Annotated in this window: 12 protein-coding genes; 7 read left to right on the top strand and 5 right to left on the bottom strand. The window is 69.2% G+C overall.

The window, feature by feature from the left end; genetic code table 11:
• Positions 1 to 23: 23 nt before the first annotated feature.
• Positions 24 to 3,077, top strand: coding sequence for a transglycosylase domain-containing protein (locus AKJ13_RS11680; protein WP_050733489.1), 3,054 nt, complete (start codon positions 24 to 26; stop codon positions 3,075 to 3,077).
• 14 nt (positions 3,078 to 3,091) lie between these two features.
• A complete protein-coding gene (locus tag AKJ13_RS11675; protein WP_144426232.1) occupies positions 3,092 to 4,150 on the top strand; it encodes a hypothetical protein in 1,059 nt (352 codons plus the stop codon).
• A gap of 52 nt (positions 4,151 to 4,202) precedes the next feature.
• Here AKJ13_RS11675 and AKJ13_RS11670 read toward each other — a convergent pair whose 3' ends face one another.
• Positions 4,203 to 4,418, bottom strand: coding sequence for a hypothetical protein (locus AKJ13_RS11670; protein WP_007563892.1), 216 nt, complete (start codon positions 4,416 to 4,418; stop codon positions 4,203 to 4,205).
• Positions 4,419 to 4,687: 269 nt separating this feature from the next.
• Between AKJ13_RS11670 and AKJ13_RS11665 the strand changes: the two genes are divergently transcribed.
• Both AKJ13_RS11665 and AKJ13_RS11660 read left to right on the top strand, forming a co-directional pair.
• Positions 4,688 to 4,936 carry a hypothetical protein gene (locus AKJ13_RS11665; protein WP_007563890.1) on the top strand — a complete coding sequence of 83 codons (249 nt, stop codon included), beginning with the start codon at positions 4,688 to 4,690 and terminating at the stop codon, positions 4,934 to 4,936.
• A gap of 313 nt (positions 4,937 to 5,249) precedes the next feature.
• Positions 5,250 to 5,876, top strand: coding sequence for a hypothetical protein (locus tag AKJ13_RS11660; RefSeq protein WP_244471587.1), 627 nt, complete (start codon positions 5,250 to 5,252; stop codon positions 5,874 to 5,876).
• 18 nt (positions 5,877 to 5,894) lie between these two features.
• Here the strand turns inward: AKJ13_RS11660 and AKJ13_RS11655 are convergent, their stop codons facing one another.
• A complete protein-coding gene (locus tag AKJ13_RS11655; RefSeq protein WP_050733519.1) occupies positions 5,895 to 6,473 on the bottom strand; it encodes a polysaccharide biosynthesis/export family protein in 579 nt (192 codons plus the stop codon).
• Positions 6,474 to 6,660: 187 nt separating this feature from the next.
• Here AKJ13_RS11655 and AKJ13_RS11650 point away from each other — a divergent pair, with 187 nt between their 5' ends.
• Entirely contained in the window at positions 6,661 to 8,898 is a 2,238-nt protein-coding gene (locus AKJ13_RS11650) for a GumC family protein (RefSeq protein ID WP_050733486.1), read from the top strand.
• A 2-nt stretch (positions 8,899 to 8,900) separates the two neighbouring features.
• On the opposite strand, the gene AKJ13_RS11645 is transcribed toward AKJ13_RS11650, so the two are convergent.
• The gene (locus AKJ13_RS11645; RefSeq protein ID WP_050733485.1) at positions 8,901 to 10,088 is read right to left on the bottom strand and encodes a GNAT family N-acetyltransferase; all 1,188 of its coding nucleotides are present in this window, start codon (positions 10,086 to 10,088) and stop codon (positions 8,901 to 8,903) included.
• Between the two features lie 239 nt (positions 10,089 to 10,327).
• Here AKJ13_RS11645 and AKJ13_RS11640 point away from each other — a divergent pair, with 239 nt between their 5' ends.
• Positions 10,328 to 11,389: a polysaccharide deacetylase family protein gene (locus AKJ13_RS11640; protein ID WP_050733484.1), complete on the top strand. Its 1,062-nt coding sequence runs from the start codon at positions 10,328 to 10,330 to the stop codon at positions 11,387 to 11,389.
• A gap of 46 nt (positions 11,390 to 11,435) precedes the next feature.
• On the opposite strand, the gene AKJ13_RS11635 is transcribed toward AKJ13_RS11640, so the two are convergent.
• Together AKJ13_RS11635 and AKJ13_RS11630 are read right to left on the bottom strand one after the other, a co-directional pair.
• Complete coding sequence (locus tag AKJ13_RS11635) at positions 11,436 to 11,771, bottom strand: hypothetical protein (protein ID WP_064774616.1); 336 nt, start codon at positions 11,769 to 11,771, stop codon at positions 11,436 to 11,438.
• An 83-nt stretch (positions 11,772 to 11,854) separates the two neighbouring features.
• A complete protein-coding gene (locus AKJ13_RS11630) occupies positions 11,855 to 12,061 on the bottom strand; it encodes a DUF2842 domain-containing protein (RefSeq protein WP_050733482.1) in 207 nt (68 codons plus the stop codon).
• Between the two features lie 177 nt (positions 12,062 to 12,238).
• Here AKJ13_RS11630 and AKJ13_RS11625 point away from each other — a divergent pair, with 177 nt between their 5' ends.
• Positions 12,239 to 13,336, top strand: a complete 1,098-nt coding sequence (locus tag AKJ13_RS11625) for a COX15/CtaA family protein (protein WP_144426231.1) — start codon at positions 12,239 to 12,241, stop codon at positions 13,334 to 13,336.
• Positions 13,337 to 13,409 lie beyond the last annotated feature (73 nt).

The following is a 13,409-nucleotide window of genomic DNA, read 5'->3' as shown; positions in this document are numbered from 1 at the left end:
CTCGCCCCTCGAATCCGGACCGCATGAACGCCATCCTGATCAAGCTGTTCGCGACGGCCCTGACGCTGAGCCAGGTCACGACGCGGCCGGACGCGGTGCGGACCCAGTTCGACCCGTTCACCGACCAGGCCGAGGTCGTGCGCCTGCTGCGCGACGGCTGCGCCCACATGCGCAAGGCGTTCGACATCGAGGACATCAATCTCGACGAATTGATCACCACCGCCATGGAGGATCCGTCGAGCGTGGCCGGGCCGGCCGCGCCGAAGATCCTGCACGGGCTGAACCTCGACGAGCTGAACACCAGCTACAAGCAGTTCTGCAAGGGCGAGAACCCGGCGATCTCGCCGTTCAACGCCCGGGAGGTCATCGAATTCTACGACAACGCCACCAAGGACCTGCCAACGGCCGAGGCGCTCCGGGACAAGGCCCTGCCAGGCATGACCCGGATCCTCGACGGCGCCGGCAAGCCCTTCGCCGAGACCTTCGAGCCCAACGGCCGACGCCTCGTCGTGCCGATCACCGCGGTGCCGAACCTCGTGCAGAAGGCGTTCATCGCGGCGGAGGACAAGCGCTTCGAGAGCCACCACGGCATCGACGAGCGCGGGGTGATCCGCGCCTTCATCGGCAACCTCGCCTCGCCCGGCCGCCCGGCCGGCGGCTCGACCATCACCCAGCAGGTTGTGAAGAATCTCTCGGTGGGCGACGACGTCACCTACGAGCGCAAGATTCGCGAGATGATCGTGGCGTCCCGCCTGGAGCGGATCCTGACGAAGCCGCAGATCCTCGGGCTCTACCTCAACGGCATCTATCTCGGTCGCGGCGCCTACGGCATCGAGATGGCGGCACAGAGCTATTTCGGCAAATCGGTCGGGCAGTTGACCCTGCCGGAGGCCGCCCTGCTCGCCGGCATGCCCAAGGGGCCAAACTTCTACAGCCCGGATAAGTACCCGGAGCGGGCGCGCGAGCGGCGCGCCTACGTGCTCGCCCGCCTCAAGGAAGAAGGCACGATCACGGAGGCCGAGATGAACGCGGCAGTGAACGCCGATCTCGGGCTGAAGCCGGTCGACGCGACACGGCGCGATTCCGGATTCTACGTCGTCGATTACCTGAATCGCGAGGCGCGCACCTTCGCGGGGGTGGATTCGCTGACCGCCGGCTCGTTCACCGTGCGCTCGACCATCAATGCCGGGCTCCAACGCGCCGTCGAGTCGGCCTTGCAGGACGGGCTGGCCAATTACGAACGGTCCACCGGACGGCAGAGCTATACCGGCCCCGAGCTCAACCTCGCCGACAGCATCCGCCGGATCCAGGCGGCGACCCCCGCCCCGGAAGGTGCGGTCCAGGCCGCCCCCGGGGTGACCGGTGTCCGGGCGGAGCCCGCCAAGGACCACGCCAAGGACCTCGCGAAGCCAGAGACGAAGCCGGGCGCCAAGGCACCCCGGCCAAAGGTCGCGGCCGTACCGCAGGCGAAGCCCATCTGGTTGCGGGCCCTCGAGAGTTCCCGGCCGACCCTGTACGACGTGCATTGGCCAGTCGCTGTGGTGCTTGAGGCTGGTCGCGGGCCCGTGAAGGTCGGTCTCGCCGACGGCCGCACCGTCATCCTCGACCCGGGCATCGCCCGCAACCGTCTGCAGCTTTACGACGTGGTGCGGGTGAAGCTGACGGAGGGCCGCGGCGCGGCCCGGGCGCAGCTGCGGGTCCGACCTAACGTCCAGGGCGCGGCCCTCGTGCTGGAGAACCAGACCGGCCGTATCCTGGCGATGGCCGGTGGATTCTCCTATCCGATGAGCCAGCTCAACCGGGTCACCCAGGCGGTGCGTCAGCCCGGCTCGACCCTCAAGCCGCTGACCTATCTCGCCGCGCTCAATGCCGGGCTCCAGCCCAACACCCTGGTCCTCGATTCCCCGGTCACGCTGCCGCCGATCGGCGGCGCCGGGGATTCCTGGTCGCCGAAGAATTACGAGGGCGGCGGCTCCGGACCGACGACCCTGCGTCGCGGCCTGGAATTCTCGAAGAACCTCGTGACCGCCCGGCTGCTCCAGGGCGGTATCGCCCCGAAGGCGCCGGCCAGCCTGAAGCGCGTCTGCGACATCGCCCTCGAAGCTCAGATCTACGCCGAGTGCGAGCCCTATTATCCGTTCGTGCTCGGCGCCCAGCCGGTGCGGATGCTCGATCTGGCCGGCTTCTACGCGGCGGTGGCCAACGAGGGCGCCCGCCCGGCATCCTACGCGCTCGAATCGGTCGAGCGGGACGGCAAGGCGCTCTACACCCACGCCCCGCGCGAGCCGGTGCGGATCGGCTCGGCCGACCGGGTCGCGTTCTATCAGCTGAAGACCATGCTGCAGGGCGTGACCCAGCACGGTACCGCCGCAGCGCTCTCCAAAGTCTCGGCCTATGTCGCCGGCAAAACCGGCACCTCCGAGAACGAGAACGACGCCTGGTTCGCGGGCTTCACGAACGAGATCACGGTCGTGGTCTGGGTCGGCTACGACAACGCCGACGGCAGCCGCAAGACGCTGGGCCGCGGCCAGACCGGCGGCCATGTCTCCGTGCCAATCGCGTCGAACATCCTGCAGGCCGCATGGGCGAACGGCGTCCCGAAGACGCCGCTGCGGGGACCCTCCTCCGAGGCGCGCCCGTTCATCGCCGACCTGCCGATCGACCCGCATAGCGGCCAGCGAGTCGCGGGCGGCGGTTTCCTCGAGCATTTCCGCACGAGCGGCGATGGCAAGATGGCCGACACCCAGTTCCGCCTGGTGCCGCGCGAGACCCTCTACGCCATGCGACCCGATGCCGAGGACGGCGACCTCAACGGCGCCGAGGATGGAGCCAGCGTCGCCGGCGATTACTACGGCAACATGACCGGCGAGCGCCCGGCGCCTGATCCCCTCGACCCGTTCGGCGAGCGCCAACCGCCGCGCAGCCGCCGTGCGCAGGGCGATCTGGATTCCTACGGCCAGGACGCCTACAGGCCCTGGCCCGGCCAGACCGCGCGCTCACCCTTCGGGGAAGAGGAGGTGCGCCGGCCGCGCCGCCGCGACCCGGATTACCTGTTCGGCGAAGACCCGGGCTACTGACCGCCCCTCCATCGATGAGATACCCGTTGCGCAAGCAGTTCCCTGCCGCCCTCGCCCTCGCCCTGACGGCTGCCCACCCGGTCTGCGCGCAGACGCCCGCCGCCAGCCCGGCGCCGGGGTCGGAGCGGATCAGGGAGGTGCCCTCGGTCACGGCCCTCGATCCGGCGACGCTCAAGCCGGGGCAGATCCTGTTCACCGATCACCGCGACAATCCGACGGCGCCCGAGAACGGGCTGATCCCGTATCTCGACTGGCTGAAGGCCCGCCCGGCCGAGGCCGCGGTGCTGGCGCCTTTCCCCGGCTACAAGGAGCCGGACTACACGGTGACGGTGAACGGCGTGACCAAGCCGCGGCACGAGACCCTGAAGGTCTACGTGGCCGAGGGGCGGTTCGTGGTTGCGCGGCCGGCCGAGGCGATCGACCTCCAGGCCTTCGCCAATCTCGGCTTCGTCCAGAAGATGGACCCGGCGATCAAGCACAAGGCGATCACGGCCGGCGAGGTGACGCCGAACAAGGACCCGGCCGCCGCCTTCGCCAAGCGTCCGGACCGATCCTGGTGCGAGGGCGCCGGCGCCTGCATCGAATCGCGCTACGATCTCGAAGGCAAGCTGCCGCTCGGCGTGAAGCTCGCCAATAAGCTGGAAGAAGGCTCGGCCAAGAAGATTGCCGAGTATGTCTCGTTCCAGAGCGAGTTGCGCGTGCTCGGCCCCGACCAGGGCGCGCCGCTGAAGGCCCTGACCAAGATCGACACGCCGGTGACCGGCGGGCTGGAGCAGACGATCTTCTGGGTCAACCAGATCCTGCGCTTCGGCAAGTTCCTGGCCGTGTTCCAGCCGATGCCGAACGATCCGACCAAGACGGTGGTGACCACCTACATGGCGCTGGCGATCAAGGCGGATGTCCTAGACCGCAAGGCCGAATATGCCCGTGTGCCGGTGCTGAAGAACCTGCTCCCCGCCCAGGTGCTGATGGGCAATTCGAGCTTCAACACCGGCAACTCGATCAGCGCCGGCCTGCCGGTCTACGCCCGCAACCGGATCACCACCTTCGCCGACGCGATGGCAAAGCGCTGATCGTTGCGGACGCCGCGTCCCGGTTTCCGGACGCGGCTTTGCGGGCTGGGGATCAGAACCCGCGATTACCGATCGAAGGCAGGGTCGGCTGCGTGTAGGCCCGGTTCACGTCGCGCCGGGTCTGGGTGCCGTTCGTGTCGTTCGAGGCCCGGTAATTGTCGAGCCGGAAGCTCTCGGCGAGGCCGCTGCGCCCGTCCGGGCTGTCGGTGTTGCAGGCGCAGAGACCGCCCACCGCCAGGAACGAGACCGCGAGAAGGGTGAAGCGCATGATTGATCCTGGGCGATCCCGAGCCGGGCGAGGGATTGCTATCCGCCGCCGAATCGCAGTTTGAAAGGCCGGTGAGGGCATGGTCAGGCCGGCGACAAGTCCGTCAAGACTGGCGGCGAGGCGTAAACCGATTCTGCCGCCTCCGATGCGCGGCGGCCACGGAAAATCTACCTTTCCACGCGTTAGCGGCGGATAGGACCCACCATTTGGCGGAAGTACGGCCCCTCCCCCTGGCGAATCCGGGTCCTTTCGGGCCAGAACCGTCGGCGATGAGCAACGTCCTGCCCTTCCGGCCGCGCCCGACCGTCACCCGCCTCGCCCGCTGCGAAGTGGTGACTGTGGCCGGCGACCTCCTCGCCCTGCTCGAGCAGCTCGAGGATGTGAGTGCCCGCGCCGCAGCGATGGGCCGTCCCACGCTCGAGGTGGAGCGCACGGTTCAGCACCTCCTCGACGCGGTCAGCGCCGTCGAGCGCGCCCTCGACTGCATCGGCGAGGGCGAGCAGATGGCGCCGGCCTAAGCGGCACCATCGTGCCGTAACGCCGAGCGGTATCGGGCCTGGTCCTGCCCGGTCCGTGCGTTCCGGAGAGCGTGGAACCTGCTTACGGACCGCATGTGGTCGTCGGACGACGGGCAAGCCGGCCGGACCGGTTTTGCACAATAGATCCGATGGTGATTCGGTCTTCAATGACACGCACAGCGTGGTTCTTCGAACTACGCTTCCAAACCTCCAATATTCCGGAACCCTCTCGCGCAGCTTGCGGTTGAAGGTCCGGCGGTCGAGATCGGCGCCGGTGCCGGAGGATGTTATGAGGTTTCGTACGGGCAGCACGTTGGCCGTCATCGCCGCCGCCGGGCTTCTCGCCGGAACCGTGATCCAGGCCCAGGCGGCCGAGGTCGGGTTCCTTGAGATGCTGTTCGGCGCCCGGCCGGCGCCCGCGCCCCAGCAGGCGCCGCAAGCGCAAGCGCCCCAGCCGGTGCAGGACCGTGCCGTGTATCGGCGCGCGACGCCCCGTCTCGGCAGCGCCCGCCATCGTCTGCAGACGCGCTACGCCGCGCTGCCGGTCCGGATCCGCGTCAAGGAGGTCAAGGAGCTGGAGGTCAGCCCCCGTCAGACCGCGATCGACATGAAGGGCGGCGCGGCTGCGGCGCTGCTGAAGGACGAGACGTTGATGCCCGGAGACATCGTCGTTCTCAACACCGGCGCCAAAGTCTTCACCGGCAACCCCGACAAGCGCCACGCCCTGCGGGACTTCGAGTCCGTGCAGACGTCGCGCTTCGTCAGCAAGGGCACCCGCAAGCAGCTGGCCGGCCTGTTCACGCCCGTCGGCGCGACGCCCGCGAGCGAGGCTCGCCGGGTCGTGGCGCGCGGACCGCAATCCACGCCGCCGATTGCCACCCCGATCCCACCGCAACAGACCGCCATGCGGGTTATCAACGTCTGGAAGACCGCGCAGTAATCTGGTGCGGCCTTCGGCTCAGAAGAAGCGCTCCTTGACCACGATCGTGTCGCCCGGCCGGACCGAATAGGTCATCGGCACGATGCCCGACACGAGCCCGCTGCCGGTATCGCGGGTGAGCACGGCATAGTCCCGGGCCGCGCGCGGTCCGAACCCGGCAGCGATCGCCACCGCCGTCTCAACGGTCATGCCATTGACGAATGGGTACTGGCCCGAGGTCGTGACTTCGCCGAGGATGTAGAACGGCCGATAGGTATCCACCTCGACGGTGACGTGCGGCTCGCGCACGAAGCCGGCGGCGAGCTTGGCCTCGATCGCCCGAGCCGCCTGACCTGTGGTCTGGCCTCCGACCTGGACCGTGCCGACCAGCGGCATCGCGATCTTGCCAGCGCCGTCGACCGCGTAAATGTTCGACAGGTTGTCCTGTCCGAACACGATCACCCGCAGCTTGTCGCCCGCCGAGAGCGGATAGCGCGCGCCGATCGATCCGGTGCCGGTGGCATCGAGCTGGTCGGTGCGGAAGCTCGGACGCAGGCAGCCGCCGAGCGCCAGAGTCGAGCCAAGAGCGAGGAGCAGAGCGCGCCGGTTCATCACCATCGCCGTCATGGGTGCCAAGTCGGCGTGGTATAGGCTGTTAAGGTTAACGAACCTTGATCATTCCGATGACCAGTCCGAGCGGATCGGCACGCAAGCTTTCTTAACGTCCAAGCAACCTTAACGACCTCTAATAGCGCCCGGATGGCATCGCGTGCCGTCTCGTCGGCCTTCGCGTTCAGAGCGTCTCATGTCCCGTATCAGCCTGCGCTCGCCCCACGCCCTACTTGCCATGCAGCCCAGCGCCCGGGACGGCGTCGGCCTGGCGCAGGTCCCACAGATCCTGCGCCGGTCGATCGGCTGGATCGTCGGACCGACCTTAATTGTCGCGCTGGGCGCGGGTATCTTCGTCAACGTGGTGAGCCCGCGCTACACCGGCGAGGCCAAGCTGATCCTGGAGAGCCGCGATCCGGCCTTCGCCCGCACCGCCCAGGAGCGCACCGACCAGCTCGCGCCGATCGACGAGCAGGCCGTGGCGAGCCAGGTCCAAGTGGTGATGTCCCGCGACCTCGCCCGGGAGGCGATCCGGCGGCTCAAGCTGGTCGGCAATCCGGAATTCGACCCGGGCTCCAACAGCATCGGCCCGGTCCAGCGCGTGATGATGATGCTCGGCATCGGCGCCAACCCCCTCGACCGTCCGGCCGAGGACCGCGTGCTCGATTCCTATTTCGAGCACCTGCTGGTCTATCCGGCCGGCAAGTCGCGGATCCTGACGATCGAGTTCCGCGCCAAAAATCCGAAGCTCGCCGCCGAGGGCGCCAACACCATTGCGCAGCTCTACATTTCCTCGCTCGAGGCCGACAAGGTCGACACCGCGCGCTACGCCTCCTCCTGGCTGAGCGGCAATATCGACGGCCTTCGCAAGCGCGTCGCGGAAGCCGAGGCGAAGGTCGAGGCGTTCCGCGCCAAGAACGGCCTGGTCGGCAGCGGCGGCGTCACCGGCCAGCCGCTGACCACGCAGCAGCTCGGCGAGCTGTCGAGCCAGCTCTCCCAGGCCCGGATCCTGAAGGCGGATCTCGCCGGGCGTGTGAAGGCGATCAAGGACCTGATCAAGGACGGCCGCGCCTTCGAGATCACCGAAGTCGCCAACAACGACATGATCCGGCGCATCGTCGACAACCGGATCGCCGTCAGGGCCCAGCTTGCGCTGGAATCGCGCACGCTGCTGCCGGCCCATCCGCGGATCAAGGAGCTGCACGCGCAGCTCGAAGACCTCGACGCCCAGATCAAGACCTCGGCCGAACGCGTCGTGCGCACGCTGGAGAACGACGCCAAGATCGCCGGCTCCCGGGTCGAGAGCCTGCAGGCCGCCGTCGACGGCCAGCAGGACGTGGTGGTGAAGGGCAATGCCAGCGAGATCCAGCTCCGAGCCCTGGAGCGCGAAGCCAAGGCGCAGCGCGAGCAGCTCGAATCCTACCTGTCCCGCTACCGTGAGGCCGCCGCCCGCGACGGCGAGAGCGCCACGCCGGCCGATGCCCGCATCGTCTCGCGCGCCGTGACTCCGGAACTACCCTCCTTCCCGAAGAAGCTGCCAATCGTCGGCTTCGCGACTCTGGTGACGCTGATGCTGGCCGTCGGCGGCGTCCTCGCCAGCGCCCTCCTGGCTGAAGGAAGCCGCAGCGAGCGGGACTCGGACACCGCCTTCGACACCTCGGATCGACGCACCCGCCTCGAGCCGGAGCTCGCGCGCCCGGGCTTCGCCTTCCCGGAGGCGATGCCCCCGGCCCATTGGCCCGAGACCGCCGAGGTCGCCGAGCCGGCCGGTCCCACCCCGCCATCCGCCCCCATCCCTGCACGCCCGCCCGCCGAGGCCTACGATCTGGCGCCGCTGATCGCCCGGATCTCCGCGGTTGTGCGCCAGCCCGGCGACCGCTCCGGACGCAGCGTGCTGGTGATGGAGACGGAAGCGTCGCACGGCGATCAAGCGCTCCACGATGCGCTGGTGCGCGCGCTCGGCCGCAAGGCCAGCCTGGTCACGGTCGATCTGAACACTGCGCGCGGCCGTTCCGATGAGCGCGGCTTCACCGATCTGATCGCCGGTGATGCAGCCTTCCTGGATGTCATTCAGCCCGCGCGCGATAGCGGCCTTCACCGGATCGGCGCCGGCCGGGCCCCGTCGGGGGTGCTGTTCGACGGGCCGGATGCGCTGAGCCTGACCTTCGAAGCCATGGCCGAGGCCTATGATTGGGTCGTCTGCCGGCTTCACGCCGCGCCGGGCGCCGTCGACCTGCTCGAACTCGTCGCCGGCTACATGGACAGCGTCATCATCGCGTCGAATGCCTCCGCCGAAGATCCGGCCCTGGCCGATCTCTACGCGATCGCCGAGGATGCCGGCGCCGGCCAGATCCTGGTCGCGCAGGATCGCTCAGCCGAGTACGTCGCCGCGGCCGATCTGGCCGGTCCCGAGCTCCGGCTCAACGCCGCCTGAGATCACGACCGGCGCGTCAGCTTTCGCAGGCGCGCCGCGACCGCGTAGAGCCGCGGATCGCGCTTGATCCGGCGCTTCGTTCGGGTGAGCGCCATCCGGGCGACGCCATAGGCTCGGCCGCGCAGGCTCACCGGCACGATCGTCTCGACCAGCCCGATCGTCTCGTCGCAGATGCTCGCCTTGTAGCGGGCCTCACCGACGCCGAGATCGAAGCCCCGGCGGCCCCTTGCGGTCTGGTCGCCAACGAGATGCTGCAGCAGCAGGTCGCCCGGGCTGAACCGGGCGATCTCCGGGTCCGGATCGAACGCCGTCATCATGCCGCTGAAGCGATGCTCGCTCACCGCCCCCCCGAAGGTCGCGAGCACACGCCCGCTCTCGGCCAGGCACAGGGCGTAGATCTCCATCGCCGGGGCGGCGCCGGAGGCAGCGGCGGCGAGGAATTGTCGGATCGGCTCGGGCGCGTAGGGGTCGGCGACGCCCATCCCGGCAAATCGCAAAGCCTTGTGGGCGAAGAACGCCGCCAGATACCGGGCCGCCTCCTCGGGCGTCTCGGCACGACGATACGCGAGCGCGCCTTTGGCCTCGACCAGGCGCTTCTCCTTCGAGCGCAGCTTCTTGCGGGCATCGGCGCTGAACACACGACGTACGGTCGCTTCGGCATCGGGGCCGAGCATCAGCCCATAGGCATCGCTGGCCTCCGGCTCACCGGTCTCCGCGAACGGATTGGCCGCGCCGTCCCACATCCGGGGCTGATGCTGCAGCGCGTAGACGTCGATGCCGGCCGGGCGCCCGGCGCGGATCAGCGCCGCCGTGATCTCGCCCGGGGCGATCGCGGCGGCGTCGCGGGTGGCGAAGAGCGGCAGGTGGTAATTCGCATGCGTGTCACCGACGACCCGGGCCACGGTTTGGCCGAAGCGTTGCGTGAGCACGAGAGGGAGCAGGATCCTGGCGCGGCCCTCCGCGTCCCGCAGGACCAGGATGCGCGCAGCCGCCGCTGTGCCGGTCGCCCGCAGGTAGGCCGAGACCCAGTCGAACCGCTGATAGGGCGTGTGCAGGCTCGCCGGATTGAATTCGAGCCGCCGCCACAGGGCTTCCACGGCGGCGAGATCGGAAAAGACTTCCGCGGTCAGCGTTCCGGACGCGCGTGCACCGATCATCTCCGCTCCCGCCACCTGGACGCCGGTCGCCATACCCGGATCTCTCCGCCGAACCGGGCCGTGCCCGGATCCAAGGGCCGACCCTGCCGGATGCGCGCTGAATGAGCAGTGACTCGCGGAGCAGCGTATCCCGACCCAACACTGCAAACCGCGGCTTTGGCTAATACAATCTTCCGGCAGAACTTCTGATCGGGGAGCAATTGTGGGTTTCTTTACCCCGGCCGGTGATCGCTGTACCCGCCCGGGCCGAGCGGCCCGATCGGGTCCGAGTCATGATCTCGTCGCGTGCCAAGCATCGGGTATTCGCGTCCGGCTTCCGCGCGATCCAAGCGCTCGGCGCCGACCGCTGGCTCGCGCCCGCAGCCCGCGGGCTCGGCGTGATCCTCACCTTCCACCATGTCAGCCCGGATCCCGCCCCGGCCTTCGCGCCGAACCGGCTGCTGAGCATCACGCCGGACTACCTCGACCTGACCCTGCGCGAACTCGACGCCCGCGGCTTCGAGGTGATCGGGCTCGACGCGGTGCCGGAGCGGCTCGCCGCGCCGGATTATGGGCCGCCCTTCGCGGTCCTGACCTTCGACGACGGCTATCGCGACAATGTCGAGCATGCCCGCCCCGTCCTCGCGCGCCACGGCGTCCCCTGGACCCTGTTCGTCACGAGCGGCTACGCCGACCAAAGCGGCCGCCTGTGGTGGATCGAGCTGGAGCGGGCGATCGCGCGGCTCGACCGGGTGCGGATCGTCATCGGGGCACGGTGCCTCGACCTTCCGGCCCGCAGCCCGCAGGAGAAGGCGTTGGCCTTCGAGGCGCTCTACCGCGACCTGCGCCGCGGCAGCGAGGCCGACCTGCTGGACCGGATCGCAGATCTGTGCCGGCAAGCCGGCTTCGCGCCGGGCGCCGTCGCGTCCGAGCTGTGCCTGTCCTGGGCCGACCTGCGGGAGCTGGCCAGCGACCCGGCAGTGACCATCGGCGCCCACACGGTCAGCCACCCGATGCTCGCCAAGCACGATGCGGCGACGGCCGCGCGCGAGATCGTCGAAGGCCGCGCCCGGATCGCGGCCGAACTCGGCCGGGCGATCCGGCATCTGTCCTACCCGGTGGGCGATCCCACCTCGGCCGGCCCGCGGGAATTCGCTCTGGCGCAGGAGCACGGCTTCGCGACTGCCGTCACGACCCGGCCCGGGCACCTCTTCGCCGAGCATGCCGGCCACCTGCACGCCCTGCCGCGTGTCTCGATCAACGGCTGCCATCAATCGCGGGCGGCACTCGCGGGGCTGCTGTCCGGCGTGCCGTTTCTGGCCTGGAACCGTGGGCGGCGGCTCAACGTCGCCTGACGATCCCTTTCGAGGTCGTACGGCGCGTCGGTGCCCGCATTGTGCGTCAACGCCGCCGGCGGTGCCGATAGCTGGTCGAGAACGAAGCGTATTGCCGGCCGCCGCGGCGCGAGCGGTAGCGGCCCTTCCGGCTCGGCGTGCTCTCGACGGTGTCCTCGGCCTGGGGCAGCGCCTCCGCCAGGGCCGGGGCGGCGGCCGCGTCGGCTGAGGCGTAGCCGCCCGCCACGTTCCGGGCAGCCGGTCCGAACATCGCCAGGCACTGGTTGTAGGCCAGATCGTTCTTCAGACGCTCGCACTCGCCGATCGAGCGCGGAGTGCCCTGCGCGAGGGCGGGAAACGGCGCGAGCAGCACGACGAGTGCGGCCAGATGCTTGAGACGCATGGGCAAGCGATACACGAACGGGGGATCTCGAAATCCGGTCGGACGCTTCTGGCGGCCGAGTGCGGCGAAATCGAGGGGTCGGGTCAGCTGTCCGGCCGTTCCATCCAGCGGATCAGCGGCATCAGCGGGAAGATCCAGGCGATGCCGAGGATCGAGTAGAGCGCGGCCTGAATGGCCGCCGGCGTCTCAGCGATGCGGCTGTCGGCTAGCGCCATCGCCAGCGGTCCGTAGAGGCAGACGAAGGCCAGCATCGCGACAGTGCCGATCAACGTGCGGGTGCGGCGGCGCATCACTTCTACAGCCTCGTCTCTCCCTGACGTGAGACGGCTACCGCCCGCGGGCCCGGATGGCAACGCGCGCAGCGCCGCGGCCTGCGGCGCCGCCGACGTTGCCCGCATCCCGCGCTTCCCCTAACGCGTCGCGTGGGCCGGGACATCCCGGCAACCGCGGAAGGGATGCGCGTGGTGATGAGAGTTTCGGGCGACCATCGATCGAGCACCGTGCGGGTCTGGCTCTACCTGGTGGCCGCCCTCGTGGTTGCCATGGTGGCGGTCGGCGGCGCCACGCGCCTGACCGGGTCCGGCCTGTCGATCACCGAGTGGCGTCCCGTGACCGGGATCGTCCCGCCCCTGTCGGAGGCGGACTGGGCCGCTGAGTTCGCCAAATACAAGGACACGCCGCAATACAACATCCTCAACCAGGGAATGGGGCTGTCGTCGTTCAAAGTTCTGTACGGTTGGGAATGGGGCCATCGCCTGCTCGGGCGGCTGATCGGCCTGGTGTTCTTCCTACCGCTGGTCATCTTCTGGTGGCGCGGCATGATCAGCCGGCGCCTCGGGCTTGGCTTGCTCGGCCTCGGGATCCTGGGCGGGTTCCAGGGCGCGATCGGATGGATCATGGTCGCCTCGGGCCTCCAGCCCGGCATGACCGCGGTAGCGCCGCTGAAGCTCGCGCTCCACCTCACAATGGCGAGCCTGATCCTGGCCGGCTTGGTCTGGCTCGCGGCCGGGCAGCGCGACGACTCGGTTGATCCCGCGCCCGACCGCCTCCGCGTCGTCGCATTGCTGCTGCCGGCTTTGGTGCTCGTGCAGATCTTCCTGGGTGGCCTCGTGGCCGGGTCGCATGCCGGCCTCGTCTACAACACCTGGCCGAGCATGGATGGCGCTCTGATTCCGCCGATGGACAGCCTGTTCGCGATCCAGCCCTGGATCGAGAACTTCGTCGACAACCACGCCCTGGTTCAGTTCGACCACCGAGTGACCGCCTACCTGATCGTGGTCGTCGCCGTCCTGCACGCCATCGACGCCCGGGTGAGCGGACCGGCCGGCGCGGCCGGGCGCGCCGCCGGCCTCGCGGTCTTGGCCCTGGCCCAGGTCGGGCTCGGCATTGCGACCCTGCTCCTGGCCGTCCCGCTCTGGGCGGCGCTGGCGCACCAGATCCTCGCCATGGCGGTGCTGACCATGGCGGTGGTCCATGCCCGGCTGAGCCGCGGCACCGGCCTCGCCCGGCCGGCCGCGCGGGAGCCGGCGCTCGGTTTCGAGGGATTAGCCGGCCGCGGGGCGTGAGGTTGGCTGCGGCGATGTAGCCACGGGCAACAACACTTTTACCACGCGGCACTAGAACCTTGGGATAAACTCC

It is taken from the genome of Methylobacterium sp. ARG-1 (assembly GCF_001262595.1).
GTDB classification, from domain to species: Bacteria; Pseudomonadota; Alphaproteobacteria; order Rhizobiales; family Beijerinckiaceae; genus Methylobacterium; species Methylobacterium brachiatum.
This window is presented reverse-complemented; position numbering and strand designations above follow the sequence as displayed.

Excerpts from the sequence above, each read along its gene's own strand:
- AKJ13_RS11670 (WP_007563892.1), bottom strand. The coding sequence starts at position 4,418 with ATGCGCTTCACCCTTCTCGCGGTCTCGTTCCTGGCGGTGGGCGGTCTC.
- AKJ13_RS11635 (WP_064774616.1), bottom strand. The coding sequence starts at position 11,771 with ATGCGTCTCAAGCATCTGGCCGCACTCGTCGTGCTGCTCGCGCCGTTT.
- AKJ13_RS11655 (WP_050733519.1), bottom strand. The coding sequence starts at position 6,473 with ATGGTGATGAACCGGCGCGCTCTGCTCCTCGCTCTTGGCTCGACTCTG.
- AKJ13_RS11675 (WP_144426232.1), top strand. The coding sequence starts at position 3,092 with ATGAGATACCCGTTGCGCAAGCAGTTCCCTGCCGCCCTCGCCCTCGCC.
- AKJ13_RS11640 (WP_050733484.1), top strand. The coding sequence starts at position 10,328 with ATGATCTCGTCGCGTGCCAAGCATCGGGTATTCGCGTCCGGCTTCCGC.
- AKJ13_RS11650 (WP_050733486.1), top strand. The coding sequence starts at position 6,661 with ATGTCCCGTATCAGCCTGCGCTCGCCCCACGCCCTACTTGCCATGCAG.
- AKJ13_RS11625 (WP_144426231.1), top strand. The coding sequence starts at position 12,239 with ATGAGAGTTTCGGGCGACCATCGATCGAGCACCGTGCGGGTCTGGCTC.
- AKJ13_RS11645 (WP_050733485.1), bottom strand. The coding sequence starts at position 10,088 with ATGGCGACCGGCGTCCAGGTGGCGGGAGCGGAGATGATCGGTGCACGC.
- AKJ13_RS11665 (WP_007563890.1), top strand. The coding sequence starts at position 4,688 with ATGAGCAACGTCCTGCCCTTCCGGCCGCGCCCGACCGTCACCCGCCTC.
- AKJ13_RS11630 (WP_050733482.1), bottom strand. The coding sequence starts at position 12,061 with ATGCGCCGCCGCACCCGCACGTTGATCGGCACTGTCGCGATGCTGGCC.
- AKJ13_RS11680 (WP_050733489.1), top strand. The coding sequence starts at position 24 with ATGAACGCCATCCTGATCAAGCTGTTCGCGACGGCCCTGACGCTGAGC.